Source organism: Membranihabitans maritimus (assembly GCF_021729145.1).
Classification (GTDB): Bacteria; Bacteroidota; Bacteroidia; order Chitinophagales; family Saprospiraceae; genus Membranihabitans; species Membranihabitans maritimus.
Genome location: NZ_JAJSLW010000016.1, coordinates 96,844 through 121,270, shown reverse-complemented (window position 1 = coordinate 121,270; position 24,427 = coordinate 96,844). Strand labels below are relative to the sequence as shown.

At 36.1% G+C, this 24,427-nt stretch carries 23 protein-coding genes; 7 read left to right on the top strand and 16 right to left on the bottom strand.

The genetic code is table 11. The annotated features are described in order from the left end of the window. Positions 1-85: 85 nt before the first annotated feature. Positions 86-934, top strand: coding sequence for an amidohydrolase family protein (locus tag LVD47_RS17700; RefSeq protein ID WP_236979306.1), 849 nt, complete (start codon positions 86-88; stop codon positions 932-934). Positions 935-1,452: 518 nt separating this feature from the next. On the opposite strand, the gene LVD47_RS17695 is transcribed toward LVD47_RS17700, so the two are convergent. Further along, positions 1,453-3,546 (bottom strand): hypothetical protein, encoded by a 2,094-nt coding sequence (locus LVD47_RS17695; RefSeq protein WP_236979304.1) that lies wholly within the window; start codon positions 3,544-3,546, stop codon positions 1,453-1,455. A 204-nt stretch (positions 3,547-3,750) separates the two neighbouring features. Here LVD47_RS17695 and LVD47_RS17690 point away from each other — a divergent pair, with 204 nt between their 5' ends. Further along, on the top strand, positions 3,751-5,037 hold the full coding sequence (locus tag LVD47_RS17690; RefSeq protein WP_236979302.1) for an asparagine synthetase B: 1,287 nt from the start codon (positions 3,751-3,753) through the stop codon (positions 5,035-5,037). A gap of 98 nt (positions 5,038-5,135) precedes the next feature. Here the strand turns inward: LVD47_RS17690 and LVD47_RS17685 are convergent, their stop codons facing one another. Next, entirely contained in the window at positions 5,136-5,417 is a 282-nt protein-coding gene (locus tag LVD47_RS17685; RefSeq protein WP_236979300.1) for a type B 50S ribosomal protein L31, read from the bottom strand. A gap of 224 nt (positions 5,418-5,641) precedes the next feature. On the opposite strand from LVD47_RS17685, the gene fabG reads away from it, so the two are divergent. Both fabG and LVD47_RS17675 read left to right on the top strand, forming a co-directional pair. After that, entirely contained in the window at positions 5,642-6,382 is a 741-nt protein-coding gene (gene fabG / locus LVD47_RS17680; protein WP_236979298.1) for a 3-oxoacyl-[acyl-carrier-protein] reductase, read from the top strand. Beyond that, the gene (locus LVD47_RS17675; RefSeq protein ID WP_236979296.1) at positions 6,361-7,611 is read left to right on the top strand and encodes a M43 family zinc metalloprotease; all 1,251 of its coding nucleotides are present in this window, start codon (positions 6,361-6,363) and stop codon (positions 7,609-7,611) included. The genes fabG and LVD47_RS17675 overlap by 22 nt, the downstream gene beginning before the upstream one ends. A 338-nt stretch (positions 7,612-7,949) precedes the next feature. On the opposite strand, the gene LVD47_RS17670 is transcribed toward LVD47_RS17675, so the two are convergent. Next, complete coding sequence (locus LVD47_RS17670; protein WP_236979294.1) at positions 7,950-8,645, bottom strand: hypothetical protein; 696 nt, start codon at positions 8,643-8,645, stop codon at positions 7,950-7,952. Between the two features lie 500 nt (positions 8,646-9,145). Next, a complete protein-coding gene (locus LVD47_RS17665) occupies positions 9,146-10,024 on the bottom strand; it encodes an AraC family transcriptional regulator (RefSeq protein WP_236979292.1) in 879 nt (292 codons plus the stop codon). Positions 10,025-10,291: 267 nt separating this feature from the next. Here LVD47_RS17665 and LVD47_RS17660 point away from each other — a divergent pair, with 267 nt between their 5' ends. Continuing rightward, positions 10,292-10,867 carry a T9SS type A sorting domain-containing protein gene (locus LVD47_RS17660; RefSeq protein WP_236979290.1) on the top strand — a complete coding sequence of 192 codons (576 nt, stop codon included), beginning with the start codon at positions 10,292-10,294 and terminating at the stop codon, positions 10,865-10,867. A gap of 63 nt (positions 10,868-10,930) precedes the next feature. Here LVD47_RS17660 and LVD47_RS17655 read toward each other — a convergent pair whose 3' ends face one another. The 3 genes from LVD47_RS17655 to LVD47_RS17645 all read right to left on the bottom strand — a co-directional run bounded on the left by LVD47_RS17655 (position 10,931) and on the right by LVD47_RS17645 (position 12,926). Further along, on the bottom strand, positions 10,931-11,605 hold the full coding sequence (locus LVD47_RS17655; protein WP_236979289.1) for a Rossmann-fold NAD(P)-binding domain-containing protein: 675 nt from the start codon (positions 11,603-11,605) through the stop codon (positions 10,931-10,933). A gap of 167 nt (positions 11,606-11,772) precedes the next feature. Further along, positions 11,773-12,345 (bottom strand): carboxymuconolactone decarboxylase family protein, encoded by a 573-nt coding sequence (locus LVD47_RS17650; protein WP_236979288.1) that lies wholly within the window; start codon positions 12,343-12,345, stop codon positions 11,773-11,775. Between the two features lie 11 nt (positions 12,346-12,356). Further along, entirely contained in the window at positions 12,357-12,926 is a 570-nt protein-coding gene (locus tag LVD47_RS17645) for a peroxiredoxin (protein WP_236979287.1), read from the bottom strand. A 109-nt stretch (positions 12,927-13,035) separates the two neighbouring features. Here LVD47_RS17645 and LVD47_RS17640 point away from each other — a divergent pair, with 109 nt between their 5' ends. After that, on the top strand, positions 13,036-13,977 hold the full coding sequence (locus LVD47_RS17640) for a hydrogen peroxide-inducible genes activator (RefSeq protein ID WP_236979286.1): 942 nt from the start codon (positions 13,036-13,038) through the stop codon (positions 13,975-13,977). Positions 13,978-14,045: 68 nt separating this feature from the next. On the opposite strand, the gene LVD47_RS17635 is transcribed toward LVD47_RS17640, so the two are convergent. The 6 genes from LVD47_RS17635 to LVD47_RS17610 form a co-directional block, all read right to left on the bottom strand. Then, entirely contained in the window at positions 14,046-14,453 is a 408-nt protein-coding gene (locus LVD47_RS17635) for a hypothetical protein (protein ID WP_236979285.1), read from the bottom strand. A 218-nt stretch (positions 14,454-14,671) separates the two neighbouring features. Beyond that, positions 14,672-15,436 (bottom strand): type I methionyl aminopeptidase, encoded by a 765-nt coding sequence (gene map, locus LVD47_RS17630; RefSeq protein ID WP_236979284.1) that lies wholly within the window; start codon positions 15,434-15,436, stop codon positions 14,672-14,674. A gap of 35 nt (positions 15,437-15,471) precedes the next feature. Further along, on the bottom strand, positions 15,472-15,966 hold the full coding sequence (locus LVD47_RS17625) for a VOC family protein (RefSeq protein WP_369427820.1): 495 nt from the start codon (positions 15,964-15,966) through the stop codon (positions 15,472-15,474). A gap of 635 nt (positions 15,967-16,601) precedes the next feature. Continuing rightward, entirely contained in the window at positions 16,602-17,660 is a 1,059-nt protein-coding gene (locus LVD47_RS17620; protein WP_236979281.1) for a PorP/SprF family type IX secretion system membrane protein, read from the bottom strand. Positions 17,661-17,739: 79 nt separating this feature from the next. Continuing rightward, positions 17,740-19,107 (bottom strand): pyridoxal-phosphate dependent enzyme, encoded by a 1,368-nt coding sequence (locus tag LVD47_RS17615; RefSeq protein WP_236979279.1) that lies wholly within the window; start codon positions 19,105-19,107, stop codon positions 17,740-17,742. A gap of 202 nt (positions 19,108-19,309) precedes the next feature. After that, positions 19,310-20,353, bottom strand: a complete 1,044-nt coding sequence (locus LVD47_RS17610; protein WP_236979277.1) for a LysM peptidoglycan-binding domain-containing protein — start codon at positions 20,351-20,353, stop codon at positions 19,310-19,312. 76 nt (positions 20,354-20,429) lie between these two features. Between LVD47_RS17610 and LVD47_RS17605 the strand changes: the two genes are divergently transcribed. Beyond that, a complete protein-coding gene (locus LVD47_RS17605) occupies positions 20,430-21,782 on the top strand; it encodes an MATE family efflux transporter (protein WP_236979275.1) in 1,353 nt (450 codons plus the stop codon). A 23-nt stretch (positions 21,783-21,805) separates the two neighbouring features. On the opposite strand, the gene LVD47_RS17600 is transcribed toward LVD47_RS17605, so the two are convergent. From LVD47_RS17600 to LVD47_RS17590, 3 genes are read right to left on the bottom strand one after another with little or no spacing between them, the layout of a single operon-like run. Continuing rightward, positions 21,806-22,423: a rhomboid family intramembrane serine protease gene (locus LVD47_RS17600; RefSeq protein WP_236979273.1), complete on the bottom strand. Its 618-nt coding sequence runs from the start codon at positions 22,421-22,423 to the stop codon at positions 21,806-21,808. Then, complete coding sequence (locus tag LVD47_RS17595) at positions 22,423-22,890, bottom strand: 23S rRNA (pseudouridine(1915)-N(3))-methyltransferase RlmH (protein WP_236979272.1); 468 nt, start codon at positions 22,888-22,890, stop codon at positions 22,423-22,425. The genes LVD47_RS17600 and LVD47_RS17595 overlap by 1 nt, the downstream gene beginning before the upstream one ends. Further along, positions 22,891-24,225, bottom strand: a complete 1,335-nt coding sequence (locus tag LVD47_RS17590; protein ID WP_236979271.1) for a hypothetical protein — start codon at positions 24,223-24,225, stop codon at positions 22,891-22,893. Positions 24,226-24,427: the final 202 nt, after the last annotated feature.

Below are 24,427 nucleotides of genomic sequence, written 5' to 3'. Positions count from 1 at the left end.
ATTTGATTCATAAAAGTAAGTAGGTATAAATTAGTATTTTCAACCGATAGGTATACCTTTACATTTCACTAAATCCGATGAATCAATGAAGATCGACGCTCACCAATTTTTTTGGAAATACGAAAAAGGAATTTTTAATAACAAGGGGATATCCAATGTGGATGTGTTGAAAAATGATTTTTTACCCCACGATAGTTTAGTCGATTTGGTGAATAACGACATCAGTGGTTGCATTGCTATCCAAAACTATAAATCAGACGATGAAACGCATGCCCTGTTGGATTTGAGTAATGATTATGATTTTATTCAGGGAGTGGTGGGATGGATCGATCTTGAGAATCCTAAGATTGGTCAAAAAATTAATTATTATAAAGATAAAAAGGTCGTCGCATTCAGGGATAATTTTAACGATATAGAAGACGCATTTTATCCCCTTAAGAAAGAAGTTATCAGAGGATTGGAGTTAATACATGAATATAAAATACCCTTTGAGTTTCGTAGTTCCATTCAACAATTTCCATCCATTTTGGATTTGATGTATTTAAGGGAAGGACAAACCTTTATACTTAATGATATGGGGTTTTTACCTCCCAGTCGGAATTCCTGGCACTCATGGGAAATAATGTTGAGGGCGGCATCCCAAAACCCCAATGTGTATTGTAAAATTAATGGAGTATTCAAGCTTAGAGTGAAATTCGGTTATTCGGATGAGGACCTTAAGCATTTATTACTCACTCTTTACGATGTATTCGGTGCGGATAGATTAATTTTTGGCTCGGATTGGCCCTACCTGAAACTTAATGGCAGTTACCAGGAATTAATAGCTTTTATTAAAGAATGCTATAAGGATTTGAAATCAACAGATCTGGATTTAATTTTTGGAGAAAATGCGGAAAAAATTTATCTGGATTCCAGGAAGAAAAAGGCAAATTGAGAAAGTCGTATAACAACAAAGAGGTAAGCGCGGGATTGTTAGGGTAGTTTTGCTATCGGGTAACCAGCGGCTTATATTTATTTTGTCCTGATTCTACGGATAGAATTCCTGTTCAGATGGGTTCAAAAAGTGTCGACATTCATGAAGATTATGTACATTTCACAGACTTTTTCATTACAAAGAAAAGGGGTTTTGCAAGGATTAAATATTGAAGCTTTTAAAATCCTTATTTATTCTTACCTCTGCGAAACGTTATAAGGTTCCAAGGGAGTGGAAGGGGAAATAACAAGGCAGTTTCCTGCGGCTTTGTGGGTAAAAATAAAGGGAGGGAAAGTAGCTAATTCTCCTTCTCGATCCAAGCTTGAGAAGGTTGTGTCATGGATGTGCCGCTTGAACACAGCGACTTCCTTCCTAAGGTTAGCCCAAAATAATCTAATTAGGTTTCGCCCAATTTAGTCAAACCCGGATATTCATAAGCGCTCTGAATCCAAAAAACTTCAATCCAGGTGAATAGATACTTAATATCCGCCAAAATACCTACGGATTATCCATTCAGTAATTATTAAACCTGCAATTATTATGAATAATAACTTCCAATTGATCATTGAATTTTTTACCTGGGATTCTACGAGAAGGGAATTCATAGAAGGTCTTGATTGTATAGTATCTGCCAGTTCATTAAAGCTGTAAAAGAGATCCCCGTCATTTTGGGTGGCTATTGTTTTTAATAATTGATGATTTGCCTGTAGGTTATAACTTTCCAATTGAATGTCCCTGACGGAAAAATTCCCTTCTTCCGAATAATTTTCACCGGCGGTAGCGGTGCTGGCTTTATAAGAATATGGTCCCGGTTGTAGTTTTCCCAGATTGAGGAAGTATTGAAATCCCATTTTGTCAAATGTGAAATGAGATCTGTTACCGGATGAATCTATTAACTCGAAGGTGACATCGGGTTCTGATATGCGCTCCAGGGTCTCATTATAGAGTTCTGCTGAAAATGTCACTTCTTCGGTTTCATCAAACAGCAATTTGGATTTTTGCAATCTAAATAATCGGTCGTCTTTTTTCTGCCCGATGTATTCTATGATTTTGTCAAAAAACCGGGTTAGGATGACGTTATCCTGTGTTTCCAGGTATTCGAAAAGTTTCCATTTCCATATACCTTCCCCGGTTAATATTGCCATTCTTGTACCCCTGGATTGTCCCATGACCAGCGCCGGGTATTCCGTCTCTACATCTCCGATTCTCTGATTTATAAGGACCTGGCCGTTCCCTGTAAGGCTGAAATCACCAAAAACCCCGGTTAAAGGAGGGTAATTTTTTACCATTGATTGTATATCATTGTCAATATTAAAATAATCAAACTGGTTTGAAAATTGAATATCAAAGATGTTTTCTTGTCTATTTTTAGGATTTATGGCCATTAAATCCTGAATTGAATTAAAGGCTGCATAACTCGTTTGTAGACCGGTAATGAAAAAAAGAGATTTATGCTCGTCAAACAGGGATTCGATATAAGATACGAGATCCTTTTTGCCGTTTATCTGGTAGAAAATAAATAGATCAAAATCCTTTATAGAGGGAAAATCAGCAGGAGATTCTGTAAGGAAGACCTCCACTTTATTGTTTTTCGAATTGAGAATATTTTGAAGGACACCGATATCTGGATGAGGTGCACTAGAAATTACGGCTATTTTTCTTGTTGTTTCCAGGACTTCTACAAAAAACTCCCTGGTATTATTAGCGGGTTGGGGATCGTTGTTGACTCCGGTCACTACAAACCTCAGTCTTTCAATGCCCGGTGTGTCATAAGTTTTTTGAAAGGTAAGGGATTCAAATATTTCTCCTTGTCCGGGATTTAGTACTTTTCGATCAATGGTAGTCCAGTTGGTATTATTGTAGGCTTGAAATAATAAGGTGAGGGGTTGTTCTTGTTGGTAATTCCCGGTGATATCGATTTCTATTTCATTCGTTTCGTCTTTTCTTACGATTTCATTATACAGGATTTGCTTGATCCGTATGTCTTGTCGAACCGTAGTATCACCCATGGCTATTGTAAATATTGGGGTATTCCCGCTTGAATTAAAATAGGTAGGATTGGCACCGCGATTATATATTCCATCCGAAGCCAGTACAATAGCACCTATGTGATCTGTTTGATGGATCTTGTCTATATATTTTAAAGCATCGAAAATATTGGTTGCCTGACCAGTGAAACTATCATTGCTAATTGAGGAGATGGTAATTTCATCGCCGAAAGAATAGGTCTCTACTCCGTAATTATTTCCCAGGTTGGTGAAAAAATCTTTAGATGATTTTACAAACTCTTGTAAATCAATGCTGTCATAACTTTCTTTTATAGATTGGGAGTTATCCTGAAGAAAAATAACTTTTGCTTTTTTTTCTTCATTTACCTTTTGCGAAAGAAATGGATTGAGTAAGAGGAATAGAATCAGGAAAGCTGCCATGCCTCGCAATACATATAGTAGTATTGTCAGTTTGGGGCTGTTGTTGAATTGCTTCTTGAAATAAGCTATTCCGCCTATAATAATGGCCAGAAGTGCAATTATCAAGAGGGTCCATGCAGGATATGAAAAATCTATTGATTCCAAATTATTAATGTTGTGTTACGATTTACAAAAAATCATCGGCTTTACATTGATTAGCCCCTTAATTTTGTTATTATGTCAACGATTTATAGTGGTGAACATTACAACAAATCAAAGAAAATCATTGTTTCACTAAAAGCAAAATATATAAAGAAATATAAAATGAAGATATTTGATTGATGGAATGCATAAAATTGAAAACGAATTATGAAGGTAAATAAACTGACCATTGCTCTTTTAGGGTTGATTTTCATGGCCCTGTCGTTTCCTGCCAGGTCCAATTATATTTTGGTCCCTATGGATGAAACACAAACGGACCACCTCAAGTCATACGGGGTAGCCTATTGGGTATTGGAACATGAAGTCGAGGCCTGGTGGTTGTTAAATTACAGGGGGGGAAGTTTTGCATTTCCGTATTATGAGGAATTTGAAAAGGAATGTAAAACCAGGGGCATACAATATGAAGTAACTTCTGATGCCCAATTTAATGCTATTCTTAGGGAAATTTCTGAGCCGGAAATTAATATGGATGCCATTAAATTAGATAAAGCTCCCAAAATCGCAGTTTATACTCCTGACGTAAGTCAACGGGGAGAACGAATACAACCATGGGACGATGCTGTAACGCTAGTATTGACTTATGCTGAAATTCCCTATGATGTAGTTTACGATACTGAAGTAATGGATGATAAGTTGGCCCAGTACGATTGGCTACATCTTCACCATGAAGATTTTACCGGTCAATACGGTAAATTTTATGCCAGGTATAAAAACCAGAAATGGTATTTGGAGAATAAAAGAAATATGGAGGTTTTAGCTACCAAACTCGGTTTTGATAAAGTATCTGAATTAAAACTTGCTGTCGCCGAAAAAATCCGGGAGTTTGCAATAGGAGGTGGTTTTCTTTTTGCTATGTGTTCCGCAACAGATACTTATGATATTGCGTTGTCTGCAGCGAATACAGATATATGTGACTGGATGTTTGACGGGGATCCCCAGGATCCCAATGCCCAGGAAAAATTAGATTTCAGTAATACATTTGCTTTTGAAAATTTCAGATTACGGACGAATCCGATGGAATATGAATACAGTACCATCGACAATATAACCAGGAATATAGCGCCGGAAAATGATTATTTTACCCTTTTCGATTTCTCAGCCAAATGGGATCCGATTCCGTCTATGTTGACCCAGAACCATACCCGAACCGTGAAGGGATTTATGGGACAAACGACTTCTTTTGCCAAGAGAACTGTGAAATCGTCAATCCTTATTTTAGGAGAAAACAAGGCGGCTAATGAGGTAAGGTATCTGCACGGCGAAGTGGGCAAAGGTCAATTTTCATTTTATGGGGGACACGATCCGGAAGATTATGCGCATTATGTAAATGATCCTGAAACGGATCTAAGTTTACATCCGAATTCCCCGGGATATCGATTGATACTCAATAATATTTTATTCCCGGCAGCACGTAAAAAAGAAAGGAAAACCTAGCATACTTAATGCATAGCTATATTGCGGGATAAAAGAACATAAAAAAACCTTGAACGGTCTTCTGTCCATTCAAGGTTTTTAATTTTTCAATTCCGAAATTAATTCTCTTCGGCTTTTTTCTCTTTCTTTTTCCCGAATTTGGAGAATTTCTTGTTAAACTTGTCAATTCTACCCGCTGTATCGACAAATTTCATCTTACCAGTATAAAAAGGATGTGATTTACTGGAGATTTCCAACTTAACCAATGGATACTCATTTCCATCTTCCCACACGATGGTGTCTTTAGTCTGAGCACAAGATCGAGTTAAGAAAGCTTCATCACAAGAAAAATCTTTGAATACCACCAATCTGTAATTATCCGGATGAATGTCTTTTTTCATTACTCTTTAATTTTTAATTGAAGAACCGGCGTCCGCTACCAAAGTTCAAAAATATTTGTCACTTTATGCCTCAAATATAAATTTTTATCATCTTTAAGGCGTAAAAAATTATATCCAACCCCGAGGCGTTTGAATTTGGTGTGCAAAGATAATAATATTAATGGAATATTAAAAATGTAATTCATTATTTTACTGAATAAGAAATCATTTTTTAAACAGAACATATGGAAATTTTAAAAGGAAAAGTTGTTTTAATTACAGGAGGTAGCCGGGGAATCGGCGCCGGAATGGTGCGGAAAATGGCAGAGCAAGGTGCTAATGTAGCATTTACTTACCGGTCTTCTTCGGCCAAATCAGAGGATTTAATAGAGGAATTGAAACCGATGGGTGTGGAAATCAAAGCTTACCAATCGGATGCCTCCAATTATGAGGAAGCTGAATCATTGGTGAAAAAAGTGATTGAAGATTTTGGGACTGTCAATGTGTTGGTGAATAATGCGGGAATCACCCGTGATAATTTAATGCTCCGTATGTCAGAAGAACAGTGGGATGAGGTTATGCAAAATAATCTCAAATCTGTATTTAATTTAACAAAACAGGTTTTACGGCCTATGATGCGTAACAGGGAAGGGTCCATTATAAATATTTCTAGTGTAGTAGGTGTAATGGGCAATGCCGGCCAGGCAAATTATGCAGCATCCAAAGCGGGCATGATTGGATTTACCAAAAGTATCGCCAAAGAATTGGGAAGTAGAAATATTCGCTGTAATGCGATTGCGCCTGGATTTATAGAAACGGAAATGACGGATGAACTGGGGAATAAGGACCAATACCTGGCTAATATTCCTTTGAAACGATTTGGGACAGTGGATGAGATTGCTGATGCTACAGTATTTCTGGCATCTGATATGTCTGGGTATATTACCGGGCAAGTAATAAGTATATGCGGTGGAATGAATTCTTAACGGCTATTGGGAATAAATGCTGGTTTATTATTCCATTCATCGGATTTTTGATTTTAGATGGATGTGCGATGCATCGCGTTTCGAGTGAGGTATTGGAATTCAGATCAAATAATGTGGAAAAGCGTTCATTGGCAAAATGCAATGGAAGTGAAAATTATATTCCCTGGAACGGAAGTTCAAATGAATCCCCTTTTCGGACGATCCGATTAAACTTCCATTTTATGGATGATGAAAATCATTCTCAAAACTTAATTGGGGAGGAGGCTAAAGATTTTGTTGAGGATCTCGTCGAACAGGCCAATAAAGAGCTTGCCTCCAATCAAAAAATGCGACTTCCACCCGGAAATTTAACTGAGGTGCTGGATCCCTTAATAGGTTATAAAGTAGTCAAAGACAATCAAGGGAATTCGTCCATATTTTTTCATTCGGATAATGAGTTATATTTTTTGGTCAATAAAGGAAAAGATCAGAATAATTACAGAAGAACAGTTATTCAAAAGTATGGAATTGGATTGGATTCCGTGGTTAATGTTTTTGTAATGCCACCCCATCCGGATAGTATGATTTCGGAAACCTACGGAGCACCTGTTACAGGGATTGCATTGCGAAATGCTATAAAAATTTCTGGAGATTTCAAGAATGATCGTGAACCCTGGCGGTATTCGGGAACCTTTAATCACGAAGTTGGTCATTTGTTGGGATTGAGACATGCCTGGGGCAATGATGGGTGTGATGATACACCGCGACATTCAAATTGTTGGAACTTTACAAATAATGGATCGGAATGTGATTCTTTGGTCTCCAACAACATAATGGATTCAAATGCGGATCAGGATGCATTTACGCCTTGCCAGATAGGTGTAATGCAGCGAAAATTAATAAGAAGTAATTCTGAGATGAGAAATTATACAATGCGAGATTTTTGTTTTCCCAATGGAAGTGAAGATTTGGTAATTAAAGACTCTGTATATTGGTGTATTGAGAAAGATTTGGTTGCCGGTATTCGCATCGCATCAGGAGGAGTATTATTTATTGATAATAGATTGTCAATTCCACAAGATTGTGGTATCATTATGGAAAAGGGAAGTAAGCTTATCCTAGGTTCCCAAGCGCGTTTGCATAATGCATGTGGTTTGAAGTGGGAAGGTATAATGAGTAGGGAAAAGGAGCCGGATATCCTGGTTTACAGAGGTGCAAAGATAGAGCATAAGAATTTTGAGTTGCCGTGATTATTATTGTTCCATTTCATATTGATAGCAGTAATTTTTACTGAAAAATTGATAGACTTCACCTGATTCGAAAAGGACATGGGAATCTTTCCTGCCCATACGGGCCCGACGGGGATGCACTTTGCAGAAGCCTAAGAAAAGGTATGCGCGCAAGCACGGATTCTCACCAAGGAACTGTGCAGGCGATGAGTGCATACATGTATCCCGACTGGCAACGTCGGGAATCACTATGTGGCCTAACCATATATCATTTTTGTACTATTTTGGCTCATGGATCTGCCAGGCAAAAGGCCACCTCAAGCTCCCTTATCCAATTGGCCAATTCCCCGATTCATAATTTAATTCTTCAATTTGTAATGAAGGCTGACCGAAAATCCCATTTCCCTATATGATTTTTCTGTATTTCCTGAATTTATATTGTAATAGGGGAGCCGGGGTATAATATCCGAAAATACTTTTGTGTCAATACGAATTCGCTTGCCAATGGGAATAAAGAATCCAAAATGTCCCTGGATGTTAAAATAATTAAATTCAGGATTTAAATAAAGATTTGGGCTAAGGGCCGCTTTGTCTTCGTCTGGAAACCGGGTTAGCAAGTAGCTGAAGTCCGCACCTGCAAGTATACCTCCGGGTCCAACCACCGGGAATAAGATGGATATGGGCAAACTGAAAGACCAATAATCCCAGTGAAAGGTAAGGCTATAGTCCCTGGGACGGGGTGTCCCGTCAAAAACTTTTGTTTCGCCGGGAAAAGGTTCGGGAATAGCATCCCAGTCAATGGGGGTACTGCGTAGTCCCGTATGCCTCAGGACCATTTGTATTTCCCATTTGGCCGGCCCTTCTTTGTGCAGACCCGAAAAGGCTGCTCCGGCTAAGTATAAAGGTTTACCTTCCAATAGTTCTAATCCTTCGCCACTAAAGGGTATTTCCATATCTGCATATCCTCGTCCTGCTAATATAGTACATTCTACTTGTGAGTAAGAATAATTCAAACTGCAGACGAGTGATAGAATTGTGATTATTCTTTTTGACATGATATCATCCTATAGTTGTTATAAGTTGATTGGTTCCTGACCTTGATGGACAATTTGAAAAATAATTCAACCTACAACAAAATAAATTACAAAACAATTTTGAGTATCAATTGAAAGTCAATAGCAACCACTATTTAAATGTTATTAAATTAACGTGAATTCGACGAATAATTTTTTTTGACATTTTTTTTGCGAAAAAGGCAAAATTAAATGCCAGAATCTACTATTTTTTCTTGTTTTTTCACCCTGGGTTACTAATATTTCGCCCCTTGCGATACCGCCAGAGCTTAAAGGCGGCACACCGGTCAGAGCTCTTAATCCCTTTATCTAACACTTGTTATTTTTATGTAATAGTATCTTTTTACATTAATTTTTAGTCAACAAAGACCATTGTACAGGTTTCTTTCAATCCTTAATTATTTACAGGATGTTACAACCCGGATTGATTAAATGGATTTTATACTTCATGCTGTTCGAGAAAATTTGTTATTTGAGCACGGTTAATAAATTACTGTGTCCAAATTCTCCCTGTATTCTGTAGGGGTACAGCTTGTTATTTTCTTAAAATTTTTGGCAAAATGTGAAAAATTGTTGAATCCGCAATCATAGCATATTTCAGTAACGTTCTTATTTTCTTCCGTCAATAATTTGCAGGCATGGACCACCCTGAATTCATTGAGGAATTCGGTAAATGTTTTCCGGGTGGTTTTTTTAAAGTATCTGCAAAATGCGGGTACGGTCATTCCTACTTCCTGTGAAATAACTTCGAGCGGAATCACTTCCTGGAAATTGTTTCGGATGTATCTGTAGATAATCTTAATTCGATCATCTTCTTTTCTTGAAGTTTCTACGGATATATCACCGGCTTTTAAATCATTATATTCAGTAGTTAGCGCAAGTTTTTGTAAAATATTGAGAAAAGAGGTGATTCTTTCGAATGAAGTCATATGTAGTAAATCATTCATACGTTCACTTATTTCTTCTTTAATGTTGCCATAAAAAGTCAGGCCCGTTTTGGAGCGGTTGAAGAGCTTTTTTATTGCATTCATTTCGGGGATAAGGAAAAAGTCTTTTCCCAAAAAATCTTCTCTCATTTGTATGACAATTTCTTTTTGTGATTTACCAAATCGATCCGTGAACCCGAAATGTGGTAAATTCGGACCGATCATAATTAAATCTCCCTTGTCGTAATACGAAATGTGGCTTCCGATATGACGCTTTCCATTACCATCCGCTATACATACTAGTTCAAGTTCAGGATGGAAATGCCAGGAAGGTTCACCATTGGGATTTTCTTTTTCGAATTTTCGGATTGAGAAGGAAGATCCTATGGTGTTTTGAATTTTCTCGAATTGTGGTTTCAATTTATTTATTGCCATGATTCAGTCTTTTCATTTTCTATATTTCGTTCTAAAGTGCAATAGGGATTTAGTTAAATATTTGCATGTTGTTCTTTATGGTAAAATTTTATATTATTACTTTGTCATTAGTTGTGTTAATTTACCTATTAAATTGTTATTTCTATTATTTTGAGTTAATATAGAACACATAATAGTTAAAATAGATGATAGATGCAAGATTAACTGTGATTAGTTTTGAATTATCAATGCAAGATCAAATTATTTAATATCTAAATCTGTTGTCTTATGAGAAACTTGATTTTAATTCTGTTGGCAGTGCTGACAATCACTACGGTAAAAGCTGAAGATTTCCCTAGTATCATAATTAATGATGGAAAGTCTTTTGTACTTGATTTAAAAGATTGGACGAAAGATGCGGTTCAAATATCTATCCTTGATCCGTATGGAAGAACTGTGTATGAAGAAAATAAAGAAGCTGGTACGTCGAAATTAAAAAAGTATAATATGGACCAGTTAGCTTCCGGAATGTATGCAGTAAAAGTCGAAGATGAAATAAAAGAAGTTACGTACAATATTTACGTAAATAATCAAAATGTCTCTATCGTAGGTGGAAAGAAAGTTACATACAAGCCTGTTGTATATTATGATAATGAGGGGATCATATCTGTCAATGTTTTGGCACTGAACAAAAATGTTTCCGTGAATTTGTCCGATTCAAAAGGATATAATCTGTATTCTGATGAAGTTTCAAAAAATGTACGCTATGGAAAACAATTGGACATATCCAAATTGCCTTCAGGGTATTATGATGTAACGGTTGGGTTAGGAGATCAATTCTACAATACAACTATACAAAAGTAGTTTTTTAATTTATTGATTATTTGTTAGAAGTGGGATCTTTGAAAAACATTCAAAGATCCTTTTTTATTTATTTTTTTCCAGCAAAGCCCAAATATCTTCGGGATCATATATGTAATAGTTGGGTTTCCCAAGAGTTTTACTGGCATTGACCATTGCGAGTGCCAGTTCTTCACCACTGATACTCCGGTATTGTTGTAGGGAAGGAATCCATTTTAAGGTATCTATTACCCACCTACCGATTTCTTCTCCCAATCTTATTTTTTCCCTGTCACCTCTTAAAACACTCGGCCGAAAAATGGAAATACTATCAAAAGAAAGATCTTTGACGGACTGCTCCAATTGTCCTTTAATTTTTGGGTAAAAGAAAGAGGAGGTGGCATTGGCATTAATTGCAGAAACCAGGAAATAATGTCTAACCCCATTCAAGGATGCCAATTTGGCGAAATTGTATTGGTAAGTATAATCTACTTTATATTGCGCTTTTTTATTGCCTGCGCTTTTGAGTGTTGTCCCCATGCAACTAAATAATAGATCGCCTCTAATTTCTGAAGAAAAATGGTTTATATGATTAAAATCAATAAAGTGTTCTTCCAATTTATTGTGTAATATACCCAGGTCTCTACGGGAAAATGTTTTTACTTTTGATATAAAAGGTTGATTAAGTAAAAGTAAAACTAATTTCCGTCCTACTAATCCCGTAGCTCCAATTACTATAGCTGTTTTACTGCTGTTCTCCATATTTACTATGATTCTTTAGTGTTTTCGGGATCGTTGTGTTCACTTATCATGTTTTAAAGTAATATCTGTTGATTATTACATAATATTAATTGCTTATGAGGGTATAAATAAAAAAAGCCCGGAAAGGTTTCCGGGCTTTGTATTTATTAGATTAACTCAATAATTTATCAGACTAATAATTTGTCTACACTCGTAACGACTGAGGCTATGCGGATGGCATCAAAGATCCTTTTTTCACCTGTTCCCAGATTACGAACGGATTGTTCATGTGATTTAACACACATTTCACAGCCATTGGCCGCCGATACAGCCAAACTGATTAATTCAAAGAACTCCTTTCCCAAAACGGGTTTGGCCATTATATTCATGCGAATTCTTGCGGGAATTGAATCATATTTTTCTGATCCCACATAATGACGAAACCGATAGAAAATATTATTAGCACTGAGTAAAGATGCACATGCGATAGCTTCTGCAATTTCTTCTTCTGAAGCTTCCAATTCCTGTGACTTTACCTTAAAATACTTCACTAATTTGGGACTTTTATTGTTTACTGCAATAGCTAAACCCGTAAGATGGGCTTCTTTTGCAGACATATTTTCAACATTCAATGCTGTCTTTAAATTTAGTTTAAGATCTTTTATGTATCTGGATGATCCTTCTACCAAATGGTCTAACAAGTCATTGTCGTCATCAAGCCCCAAAGCAGTTACAATATCATTTTTTACTTCTTCAAGCATACCTACTATTTTTAGTTTGCTGATAAAGCAGCTGTTAAAGTTTCTTCACCCTTTTCCCAGTTACAGGGACATAATTCATCGGTTTGTAACGCATCGAGTACACGAATAACTTCTTTTACATTTCTACCTACATTCAAATCATTTACACTTACCCAGCGTACAATTCCTTGAGGATCTATAATAAATGTTGCCCTAAGTGCTACTTTTTCCTCCGCTTCAAGAATCCCCAATTCTTCAGCTAGGGATTTGCTTGTATCGGCAACCATCGGGAATCTTAAATCCCTGAGGTCTTCATGGTCGTTTCTCCATGCCAGGTGAACAAATTCTGAATCTGTGGATGCCCCCACTAAAAATGTATCCCTGTCCCTGAATTCTTCATAATTTTCATTAAACTCAGCAATTTCAGTAGGACATACGAAAGTGAAATCTTTTGGCCACCAGAACATTACCATCCATTGGTCATTTTCCTTGTGCTCTTCGTTCGTTACATTTCGAAATTCTTCTCCTTTACTTCGGCTTACACATGCGATTTTGTCAAATTGAGGAAACTCACTTCCTACATTTAATACTCGATTGTTCATATAATGATTTATCTAAATTTAATAATGGCGCAAAAATGAATAAAAATTATTATAAACAAAATTGATTATATTGATATTTATATAGAATTAATATATGTAAAGTTTGACTATGTTTTCATTCGCTCAATTAGAATACGCTGTGGCACTGGACTCTTTAGGAAATTTTCAGGCTGCAGCTGATAAGTGTTTTGTTACACAACCTACTCTTTCTATGCAAATTAAAAAATTAGAAAATGATCTTGGAATAATGCTGTTTGATAGGTCCAAGAAACCAGTGAGGACCACAGAAATTGGCATTAGTTTTATAAAGCAAGCCCGTAAAATTTTGTCAGAAAGAGATCATTTATTCGATATTATGGATTCATTCCAGAATAAAATAGAAGGGACTTTAAATTTAGGTATTATTCCTTCCGTTTCTCCATATTTATTGCCATTGTTTATCGTAGAATTCAATGAGAAGTATCCGGGACTGACAATTAATGTGCACGAAATGCTTACTGATCAATTATTGGATTCCCTAAAAAATGAAACGATAGATGTGGGTATTTTAGTAACACCTATTGAAGATCGACGGGTTGAATACGAGCCTTTATACTATGAGGAGATAGCAACGTATGTTTCTGAAGACCATCCCTTTTTTAAATTGGACAAGGTGCCACATGATCAGTTAAAACGAAATGACATTTGGACATTGAAGGCAGGGCATTGTTTTCGGGATCAGACTTTGAATTTATGCGGAGAATCCAATATTGATTTATCCAAACGCAAATTTAGTTTTGAAAGTAGTTCAATAGAGACTCTGATTAAAATGGTAGATTTGCAAGGCGGATTTACATTGATTCCCGAATTGATAATTAGTAATATAAGTCCTGAAAAAAGAAATCAGGTTAAATGGATAGAGGGGAAATCCCCGGTAAGGGAAGTCAGTGTCGTTACCTATCGAAATTATGCCAAAAAGAGATTGGTTAATTTATTAAGGAATGAAATTAAGAGCTCTTTGCCGAAATTTATGTTGAAAAAATCCCGGGGAAATATTGTGGAATGGTCGTAGGATTAATTCCTATGTGAGATTTTCCATTTTTAGGAATTTGCCTTAAAAATTATTTTCAGGGGATTAAGTTATCTGGAGGAAGTTTCTATTTCCGGACTGCGAAAAAGGATAATGGCAAACAGGATGAAAAATAAAAGGTAAATAATACTAATCCCGATAAAAACCTTATGGTTACTTTCTATAGATATCAGGTATTTAATAGATACTAAACTCCCTATAAGCCAATGGACGAAGTTAGAGATAACCAATGGTCTATTGTAGATTCCTCCTGTGGGTCGTGACCGGTTCATCCAGTTAAACGCCGCAAAACCGAAATAGGCCGCTCCTGTTATTTGTAGGAAACTTTGGTAATGTATATTGTAATTTGTTGCCAGGGACAGGACGATCAAGTCAGGGGCAAAAATTAAAATAATGCCGGCAACTCCCATTATTATTGAAGCGGTACTAATTACTAATTTCCTGAATGATTTATTCATCTTTGAATGTATAAACGGTTCCAACAAATATTATTGAATTACAACCATTTCTATTTTTGATCGGTTTGCATTGGGAGAATATAAAACGTTGAGTGTCTAATAAAATTATTCTAGTACTGATTGTTTCAAATCATCCTCTGATAAAGCAGGTGATTAACTTTGGGACCAATAGTATCAATTAAATATAAATAAAATAAGGGTTACATTGAATGCAATTCCTATTCCCAAATTCCATTGCATTCAGTCATGACAAGAGCTTGTTTGTCTCTAATCATTATAGTATGTTCGTGTTGAGCAATAAACCCTCCTTTGGTACCTACCAAGGTCCACCCATCACCAGTCTCTCTTACGAGTGAAGAATGAGTAGAAATAAAAGTTTCAATTGCTACTGTCGTATTATTATTAAACCTAGACCAATTAGAATGTACTTTATAGTTGAGGATATTGTCGGGTTTTTCATGTAAGCTTCGTCCTACACCGTGTCCTGCAAGGTTTTTTATAACCTTAAATCCCAATTGTTTGGCCTGTGACTCCATTGTGTCACCAACATCAGCAATTCTGGCTCCGCCGATACATTGATTGATGGCCTTTTTCAATATTATTTTAGAAGCTTCTACCAGGGGTTGTAAGCCCTGTTTATCGTCCCCCAGAATAAAAGAGCCGCCATTATCTGCCCAAAAGCCATTAAGTTCAGCAGATACATCAATATTTATTAAATCGCCTTCTTTTAGTATTTTTTGGTTGTTTGGGATACCGTGGGCAGCTTCATTATTGACACTTATGCACGTAAAACCTGGAAACCCATATGTTTCAAAGGGTGCGGATTTCGCCTTGTATTTTTTAAATAATTTTGAAGCGTATTGATCTAATTCTCCGGTTGACATTCCCGGTTCTGTATATTCACGCATTTTTCGTAAAATGGTTCCGACAACTGTACTTATTTCTTGCATTCCTGAAAGCTCAGACTCTTTTGTAATTGACATTTTGTGTTAGTTTTGGTATAGGATATAAGCCAAAGTTATTTATTCAATTCTGTTAGTAGGTCATTTAGATTTAGTGGCAGGGTGTACATTTCCAGGGTTCCATCGGGTTTTAGCGGCCAGGATTCCTCTGGCCGGTCCCAGTACAATTCCAGGCCGTTTTGATCGGGGTCATTTAAATAGAGTGCCTCGGATACCCCGTGGTCCGAAGCTCCGGTCAATGGGTATTTGTGCTGGTTGAGTCTCTTGAAAATCTTCGCTAATTCCCTTCTCGATGGGTATACAATAGCGGTGTGAAATAGTCCCGTATTATTTTTTGATGGTGGATTCCCATCTTTACTCCACCACGTGTTGAGACCAATATGATGATGATAACCACCGGCAGAAATAAAGGCTGCTTCTTTGCCGTAAGTAGTCATTAATTCAAATCCCAATAGGCCACAATAAAATTCAAGGGACTGTTCAAGGTCAGATACCTTTAGATGAACATGGCCAATCCTTGTTTTCGCCGGTATAGAATAGGTTTCTTGCATATTCATTTTCCTAATTGATTTGTTTAGTTATCTTGCCTTGTCAGAATAATTATATCTAAATTACATAGTACCTGATATCTGGATTGTCAAAAGTACTGACAGGATATAAAGAAAAAAACTTCTACTTTCTACATTATGAGTGCCCTTCACAACTATGTTTGTGCATATGTTATCTTCTCAATACCTTTCATTAGTTAATAATGGACACCGCTGAAACAAAACACCACATATATATTTTATGTTTCGGCATTTACTGTATAAATTAAGATTTTGTGATTTTTGGTAAATGGATTAGCGGTAAACACTATTTCCTGTTTGAGCATATGAAGCATTAATCTACAAAATGGTTAAAGATTAATGGAGTAGGATGTGGGATTGGTACTAAATCTCCTAATGAGCCTGGGACTTCATCGTAATGGTTAACAACGGATATTCTAATTTCAATGGCGCTAAGGAAGATGGGAATTCTCTGACGTAGTATACGGGTTTAGTTTGTATTTGCCTGTATATTAAAGTGGAAGAGTTAGGCCAATGGTAGATGACTATTTAGCAATTGACTATTTGAAGATATACGATATGACACCAGGAATTGATATATTAATATTCCTGCCAGGTTGTTGATTCAAACTGGTAAGTTAGAATACCGGACATCCTACGCCGGAATTCCCTTCCAGTAGGCCAAAGTAGGTGAGAGACAATTCAAAATTTCCTCTGCTTTTAGCCCAATTGTACTGATTGACCATTCCCAGGTCATAACTAAGACCCAAATTAAAATTATTAAATTCATAGCCGGCCAATAAACTGAGAGTGTGTGGTTTAAATGATGAATTGACGGTTTTGCCTGAATGGACAAACATCCCAAAATGCACTGCATTTTCCTGGATCCCGCTAAGTCTTATACGTGCTGTTCCTCCTACACTTGTAAGAGTATTGGGACCCTGCATTTTTGTAATTATTCTCGGAGTGAGTGATAAATCATTTGAGATGAACCATTGGTAGTAGGAGAAGACTACGTATTTTCTATACAATTTATTTTCATATTCGCTCAGTGTCGATTGATCCTGGGCGCCAAAAGATAATTCAGGGGAATTAGCGTGAAAGACAGATGCACCCAAAGCAAATAAATGAACATCAAAGTTGTATTGGTAAGAAATCCCTACTCCCAGATCAGTAGCGCTTAGTGCATTTCTTGGCAGATCTTCATTAGTGGCGAGATTAAATCCATTTCCATCGAATTGGTCAAAGAAAGTTATGTTTTCATACCCTACGGTATTTTGCATAAAACCGAGTTGGAATCCTGCGGATAAAGTGTGATCGCCGTTGTAATCAAGAGCCTTGTGATAAGCAGCATTGATGTTAAATACGTTCTTTTTATATTCGATTATTCCCTGGGATTCACTTATAAATCCCAACCCAATTCCAAAGGCATCATTTTGCACCAATTTGATTGGAATTTTAGAACGTAAGTCTACATATCCGCCTATCATTGTAAATGGTTCTTCGACCGCTCTAATCCATTGATTCCTATATAAAAGGCTGGTTTTATATTGACCATTATGCAATCCTGTCATGGATGGATTGAGCGTAGAGGTATGAGCAAAAGACTGCGTATAACTAAAATCCTGCGCCGTACTTTCAATACAAATGAAAAAAATACAGCTTATAGTAAAGAAAATGGTAATTTCTCGAATCATAAATTTATTGCACTTTACTATTGTATACAATCGTTAGGAATATAGCATCCGATAAATACAGTAGTACTGATAACGAAAATTAATCGTTTAAATTTTTTACGAGATCATAAGTTGTTACAATATGGTACTGGCCACTTCTATCCCGGGTCATTATAGCGGGGTTTTTTCGTGAAAGAAGTTTGACGACTTCACTTACATCTCTATCGTATTCCACAATTGGAAAAGGATCCTGCATTACTTTGTCAACTGAATTTTGAAGCTTGCTTTCATCTCCCATTACGTACATTAATATATCATTTTCGTGGATAGACCCCAGCAATGTCCCGTTTTGGAACACCGGCATTTGAGAGATTCCGGTTTCAGTAATTTTGTTTAATACATTTTTTAATAATTCATCAGGCGTTACTTTGATTAATTCCGTATTGGATTTAGCTTCAATTATGTGCCTTACTTTTTTACCTCTTTGCAAAAATCCTCTGTCGGTCATCCAGTCGTCATTGTATACTTTATTAATATATCGACTACCGTGATCGTGAAGTATGGCAACTACGATATCACCTTCTTTGAGCTGATCCTTTAATTGTTCTATACCTTGCATAGCTGATCCGGATGAATAGCCTGCGAGAATACCTTCGACCCGTGCCAGTTTTCTGGCCATGATGGCAGCATCCTTATCAGAGACTTTTTCAAATAAATCAATTAAATCAAATTCTACATTTTCAGGAATAATATCTTCCCCCACACCCTCTAACAAATACGGAAAAATTTCATTTTTGTCAAATATTCCGGTTTCTTTATATTTTTTGAATATGGAACCATAGGAATCAATCCCCCAAATTTTTACATCCTGATTTCTTTCTTTTAGATATTTTGCGGTACCGGATATTGTTCCTCCGGTGCCGACAGGTACGACGAAGTGTGTAATTCGGCCCTCGGTTTGTTCCCATATCTCGGGTCCTGTAGAAAGATAGTGTGCTTCCCGATTACTTAAATTGTCGTATTGGTTGCACCAGTAAGAATTGGGTATTTCATTATTCAATTTTTCCGCGACCGAATAATAGGATCTTGAATCTTCCGGAGAAACATCAGTAGGACAAACTACTACCTCCGCTCCCAATGCTCGCAACAGGTCTAACTTCTCCTTAGATTGTTTATCATTAGTCGTGAATATGCAATTATAACCTTTTACGATGGATGCAAGGGCGATACCCATTCCTGTATTTCCGGATGTACATTCGATTATAGTACCACCGGGTTTGAGTAAACCAGCATTCTCAGCATCTTCAATCATTTTTATTCCGATTCTGTCCTTGATAGAATGGCCGGGGTTAAAGTATTCTACCTTGGCATAGATAGTAGCTTTAACATCTGGGAACAGTCTGTTGATTTTTACAAGAGGAGTATCTCCAATTGTTTCTAAGATATTGTCAAATACTTTGGCACTCATATAGAAAGATTGATTGTAATTCAGGCCACAAAATTAAAAAATAAATTTATTCGAGAAACTTTAAATGTTTTAAATCAAAAGTTTAGATATTATTTTTTCGATAATAAAAGGCCGATGTTTGTTGGAATCATACATTCAGGATTCATTGATATTTGTTTTTTCAAAAATCAAAAGGAATCCTTATTGTATTGTGACATGGAAACTATTCATTCAGACTACTCATGGATAAGTCTTTGGGGTAGCTAATTCTTGCAAAAAACTTTTTGTCTAATATTCCTATTGCACTGGCTACTTCTGAAGTCACTACCATTTCTATTTCAGGCGCATATATATTATCTGGGATATTCCCGACTACTTTAGCAGAAACCGTTTTATTGGTTACCGGATTAGTTATTTGAACCTGGGTGTTATTGGGTAGTGACTTATGCAATATGAAGAATCCCTTCTTAGAGCTTTGGTTTTTATTCCAATATCCCGTGGCTCCTTCTGAGATCATGTTCTTGTCTTCGATGGTCTCATTCCGGGAAGGGGCGGAAGCCCATTGATCTTCCAGTTGTTTTTCTACTTTTTTTGCATTATTGGGTCCTAAAGGATCCAATTTAACTTCGCTTTCTATTGAAGTAACTTCTTGTTGTTCGGTATCGTGTTCCTTTTCCTTTGAAACATCTACTATCGGCTCATGTACAATTTTATTTGTATCAATTATTTCCGCTTCACTTGGCGTCACCTGGGCTACTATTTCTACGTGTTCGGGCTTAAGATAAGAGTCCAGATAATCGGAATAGGCAATTCTTCCAATATTCAGTTTTGTTCCGGGGGATAGGGTATTTCCTTTGATATTGTTTTTTCGTTTAATAATATCAATATCTGTATCGAAGTATATCCGGGAAATTCGGAATAAATTGTCCTTATGCTTTACATTGTATATTAATTGTACATTCTTCATTTCTGGACATTTATTTCCCAAATAACAAATTTCGCTTCTTTGAATAGGAACAATTATATCCTGTCCTATTTTGAGGTTGTCTGTTTCCAGCATGGGATTGGCATCCATAAGCGTATTAATTTCCAGATTATAGGTTTTGGAAATGCCGTATATTGTTTGTCCTTCATCCAGGGTATGTATAATAACTGGATCTTCATTATTTAATATGGTGACTTCTAACTGAGAGGTTTGTGCTGTGACTTCCAGCTGGGGAAATAGAGAAATGGGAATCAATACCGCAAAAAGTCTTATAATTGTCATGTCGATATAGTATTTTTACAAATATAATATATTATGATTATTTATCAATTGTTTTTACCTGAAAATTAATATATAATTGCGTTTGCTCAGAATCAATCAAGTGGTCGAAAGAATTCAGGATCCCTCGTTTGCACTCCAAATTATACAGGTTATTCGGTTTGCAGCTGTATTCCTGGTTTCTGTACTTTTGGTAAAAGTAGGTGTGAGTAATTCAACGATAGGAAGTTATGAATACGTATTATTTATTGCTTCTATTTTAACGGGGGTCTGGACCAATGGGGTATTTCAATCCTTTTTACTTCAATCTGGTGGTCAGGAAAGCAACAGGCGATTACTATTATTTAGAAGATATTCCATCTTTGTTTTTGTTTTGTCATTTATTTTATTCCTGGCTATATATTTTTGCGGAGATTTTTTCATACAGTTGTTGGGATTTAATGAGCTGCCCAGAGGATTTTATTTTTTTATTGGGTTTCATTTTGTTTTTCATGGAAGCTATCTGGTGGCATTAAAATATTTTCTCGAGGGGAAAGTGTTTAAAATGTACTGCTTTGGTTTGTCTTTTTTTTTCTCGTACCTGGTAGTTTTTTCTCTTTTTGCAATTGAAGGAATAGAATTGTATCAGGTATTCCAGGTATTAGCTGTAGTAGGCGGATTATATTTCCTTTTTTGGATAAGAGAATATAAACTTCATGTTGATCTAAGAAGGTTTCAAAATGTAAAAATTCATTTCAAAGGGTTTTCAGTTTTGCTTTTCATTCAGGCAATAGCAGCTTTGAGCCTTTGGTCGGATAGCTGGTGGGTCCAGTATTTTTACGGTAATGGAGAGGCGTTTGCCCTATTTAGGTATGGAGCCCGTGAATTTCCTTTATTTATTATTCTGAATGCTGCTTTTGGCACGGCCATGTTGGGATATTTATCCTCCGATAAGGAAATGGGAATGGCGCGTATAAAAAAGGGTAGCAGAAGGTTTATTTACAGTTTCGGAATATTGTATGTATTGTTGATGATATTTAGCAATACCCTGTATAAGTCTTTTTATAGTGCAGACTATATCCAATCGTCTGTAATCTTTGATATGTATTTGACCATTGTAGTCGTCCGCGTTATATTTCCACGGTCTGTTTTAATAGGACATAAATTGTATGTTGGTTTAATTGTAATTTCGTTGATGGAATTAGGATTGAATTTATTCTTAAGCTACTACCTTCACGAGATATTTGGAGTCTCGGGGTTGATATTTGCCACAGTCCTGGCGCATTTTATTGAAATGGTGGTTATGGTGATTTATCTCAAAATGGTTAAAGGGATCCGGGGAAGGGATTACGCACCTTTGGGTGAATTTACTGGATTTGTGATTTTTGTGATTGTAATTTTTGTCACAAAATACCTGGTTCATGGCTTTGATAAACTTGCTATAAATTTCTAATTATGTCGATAGATACTACAGCATTAGAAAACAGAAAGTAATTGATCAAAAAATAAAGGTAGTATCTTTGGATAAATTATAATGGTAAAAATGAGTCCTGCCAATGCCCCATACATATGCGCGTTATGATCTATTCTTCCGCCCTCTTTTTTAGCCGCATAACTGGAGTACCAAAGGTATAAGCCGGCAGCGATGATGCCGGGGATTGGGATAAATCCATATAGATAGAGTTTTTCCCATGGGAAGAATAAAACATAGGCAAACATAATTCCCGAAATAGATCCCGAAGCTCCCACTGAGCTAAAATTGGGATTGTTACTATGTTTTTTCATGGTAGCTATATCGGCTAAAATACCGGAAACTATAAATAAGGCTGTGAACAATGCACCTCCGATTACGTTGCCAAAGATCATTGAGAATTGGTATTCAATTGCTTCCCCGAAAGACCATAAAACAAACAAGTTGACCAATAAATGTAGCCAGCTTCCGTGTAAAAAGATAGAAGTGAATAACCGGTAGTAAGAGCGGTCTCTGGATTCTTGATACGGATAGTGCATTAATGAGTTGAACATCCTGTCGTTGTTCCAGGCCCAGACAGATATACAGAAAATAATAATACAAATTCCCTTCGTTATAAACATTATTCGTGGTGGTATGAACTGTTATGTAATATGGAAAAAGCCCTGTACAATTGTTCTGCAAAAATTAATTTGGCCATTTCATGCGGAAATGTCATTTTGGAAAGGCTTAGTTTCATTTGAGCGCGAAGATAGACAGATTCATCAAATCCAAAAGGGCCGCCGATTAAAAAAATTAAATCCTGATTTCCGATGAGCATTCTTTTCTTCAGGAATGTCGATAGTTCCATGGAAGAGAGACTTTCTCCTTTTTCATCTAATAAGACCAAAAAGTCTGAAGGTTTCAGGCGAGAAAGTATTTTTTCACTTTCAATTTTCCTAAGTGCTTCGGGATTTTTTGACTTTCCTTTAATTTCAATATCTATAAATTCAATAGTATGAAATCTCTTAACCCGTTTCCGGTAGTCTTCGATCCCTTTTTTGAAATGGATGGATTTAGTTTTTCCAATAACCCAAAGAGCTATTTTCATTTATGCTATTTCTTTCATTAATTTCTGGAAATGCCTTCGGTGTCCAAATGTTTTTTTGATATTGGTCATTATATGGTTTTGAAGAGAGGATATGTTATTCCTGTCCATTGCATTTATTACTTTATTGAGCCATATAAGGGCCGGCCTTCCAAAATGTGTGGATAAGTATGTGTGGGTCAAATTCCAGGTATGGTCCTTAATTTGATCGGGAAAATGAGAATAAAGGGAGCTAATATAGTCCAGGTATATAAAAATATCCTGTTCATGCTGAAGTTGATAAATTAATTCATCATGTTTATTGTATTCCAGAAGTAATTTATAAAAGAGCCTGGGATCTAAATTTTCGTTATCTTTATAATATTCTGTGAATTTTTCCAACAATTGATCAGAAGACGGAAAAGTGTTTTCAATTTTATGAATTACGGAAAGATCTCCCGATTCATAGTATTCTTCGAGACTTATACCTACAATGAGATCTCCAGCCTCTTTTTGGTTCGTGAGTATATAGTAAATCGTATTTTTTATTCCCCGGTTAGGATTATTAAAATAGGTGTCCTTTAAAATTTGAAGAGATGAATTGGGAAATTTAGCAGTTTCGCTGTGGACTAAAATGGATTTGAAAATATGATTTTCATTCGAATGATTATTTACAGCAGAATTCAGACGTGACCATTCTTTGTGTTGGACCAATAAATCTATATAGGTTTCAATCCATTTTTTTCTTGAATTTGATTCCGAAGTTAATTTTTTCTCGAGTAGGTCAAAACCCAGGTCAGCATATGCTTTAGGATTCATTTTGCATATCAGGGCATAAGGGTTGTATTTTCTATCTGTTATAATGCCCTCCTGATCCGAAATAATATCCTTTAGATGTTTTTCAATCTTTGTTTTTAGCGGTCGGGCGGGTGATTCATTATACAATAGATCAAACAACCTGTAAACTTCACTCAAAAATGGATCAAAATTATACTTAGGAGGTATTTCGGGAATAATTCTGTCTAATAAAGGAGTAAGGTTTGATAATAGCAAAAACGACTGATTAAAATTTTTGGCATAAATACAATCTCTGGCTTGTTCAATTAAATTGGTGATATAATCATGGGCTTTATTTGCCTTCTTTACAGTTATTTTAGATAATACTTTGGGTAATGTGCGTTCGACTCTTTTAATGATTTGAGTTAAATGTTGGTCATCAAGATCGAAGGAGGCAGCGAAATGGACCAGGAAATCGGATTCCAAAACTTTATTTTTTGCAAATCGCAACTTAAGAAACCGATCGATTTCTGATTTGCTGCATTTTTCCAATAAAGACTGGACGTCCAGCCGCTTTCCCATACCTTTAGAATTAATTACGTATTGATTAAATTAGTTTCCGGGATAATTTGGCGGTATATTCCATAGTTATCTACCAATTGATTTCACCGGGTTAGAATTTAGTTGTAATGTGTTTATACAACTCATTACAGTCCCTTATATTATGCCCTTATTATTATTTGTTTAATTTTAATAAACTAATGCATAAAGTTACCAAAATATA

What these genes read in the sequence shown, in the direction of transcription:
- LVD47_RS17700 (WP_236979306.1), top strand. Translation starts at nt 86, where the DNA reads ATGAAGATCGACGCTCACCAATTTTTTTGGAAATACGAAAAAGGAATT.
- LVD47_RS17690 (WP_236979302.1), top strand. Translation starts at nt 3,751, where the DNA reads ATGAAGGTAAATAAACTGACCATTGCTCTTTTAGGGTTGATTTTCATG.
- LVD47_RS17685 (WP_236979300.1), bottom strand. Translation starts at nt 5,417, where the DNA reads ATGAAAAAAGACATTCATCCGGATAATTACAGATTGGTGGTATTCAAA.
- fabG (WP_236979298.1), top strand. Translation starts at nt 5,642, where the DNA reads ATGGAAATTTTAAAAGGAAAAGTTGTTTTAATTACAGGAGGTAGCCGG.
- LVD47_RS17675 (WP_236979296.1), top strand. Translation starts at nt 6,361, where the DNA reads ATGCGGTGGAATGAATTCTTAACGGCTATTGGGAATAAATGCTGGTTT.
- LVD47_RS17670 (WP_236979294.1), bottom strand. Translation starts at nt 8,645, where the DNA reads ATGTCAAAAAGAATAATCACAATTCTATCACTCGTCTGCAGTTTGAAT.
- LVD47_RS17665 (WP_236979292.1), bottom strand. Translation starts at nt 10,024, where the DNA reads ATGGCAATAAATAAATTGAAACCACAATTCGAGAAAATTCAAAACACC.
- LVD47_RS17660 (WP_236979290.1), top strand. Translation starts at nt 10,292, where the DNA reads ATGAGAAACTTGATTTTAATTCTGTTGGCAGTGCTGACAATCACTACG.
- LVD47_RS17655 (WP_236979289.1), bottom strand. Translation starts at nt 11,605, where the DNA reads ATGGAGAACAGCAGTAAAACAGCTATAGTAATTGGAGCTACGGGATTA.
- LVD47_RS17650 (WP_236979288.1), bottom strand. Translation starts at nt 12,345, where the DNA reads ATGCTTGAAGAAGTAAAAAATGATATTGTAACTGCTTTGGGGCTTGAT.
- LVD47_RS17645 (WP_236979287.1), bottom strand. Translation starts at nt 12,926, where the DNA reads ATGAACAATCGAGTATTAAATGTAGGAAGTGAGTTTCCTCAATTTGAC.
- LVD47_RS17640 (WP_236979286.1), top strand. Translation starts at nt 13,036, where the DNA reads ATGTTTTCATTCGCTCAATTAGAATACGCTGTGGCACTGGACTCTTTA.
- LVD47_RS17635 (WP_236979285.1), bottom strand. Translation starts at nt 14,453, where the DNA reads ATGAATAAATCATTCAGGAAATTAGTAATTAGTACCGCTTCAATAATA.
- map (WP_236979284.1), bottom strand. Translation starts at nt 15,436, where the DNA reads ATGTCAATTACAAAAGAGTCTGAGCTTTCAGGAATGCAAGAAATAAGT.
- LVD47_RS17625 (WP_369427820.1), bottom strand. Translation starts at nt 15,966, where the DNA reads ATGCAAGAAACCTATTCTATACCGGCGAAAACAAGGATTGGCCATGTT.
- LVD47_RS17620 (WP_236979281.1), bottom strand. Translation starts at nt 17,660, where the DNA reads ATGATTCGAGAAATTACCATTTTCTTTACTATAAGCTGTATTTTTTTC.
- LVD47_RS17615 (WP_236979279.1), bottom strand. Translation starts at nt 19,107, where the DNA reads ATGAGTGCCAAAGTATTTGACAATATCTTAGAAACAATTGGAGATACT.
- LVD47_RS17610 (WP_236979277.1), bottom strand. Translation starts at nt 20,353, where the DNA reads ATGACAATTATAAGACTTTTTGCGGTATTGATTCCCATTTCTCTATTT.
- LVD47_RS17600 (WP_236979273.1), bottom strand. Translation starts at nt 22,423, where the DNA reads ATGTTTATAACGAAGGGAATTTGTATTATTATTTTCTGTATATCTGTC.
- LVD47_RS17595 (WP_236979272.1), bottom strand. Translation starts at nt 22,890, where the DNA reads ATGAAAATAGCTCTTTGGGTTATTGGAAAAACTAAATCCATCCATTTC.
- LVD47_RS17590 (WP_236979271.1), bottom strand. Translation starts at nt 24,225, where the DNA reads ATGGGAAAGCGGCTGGACGTCCAGTCTTTATTGGAAAAATGCAGCAAA.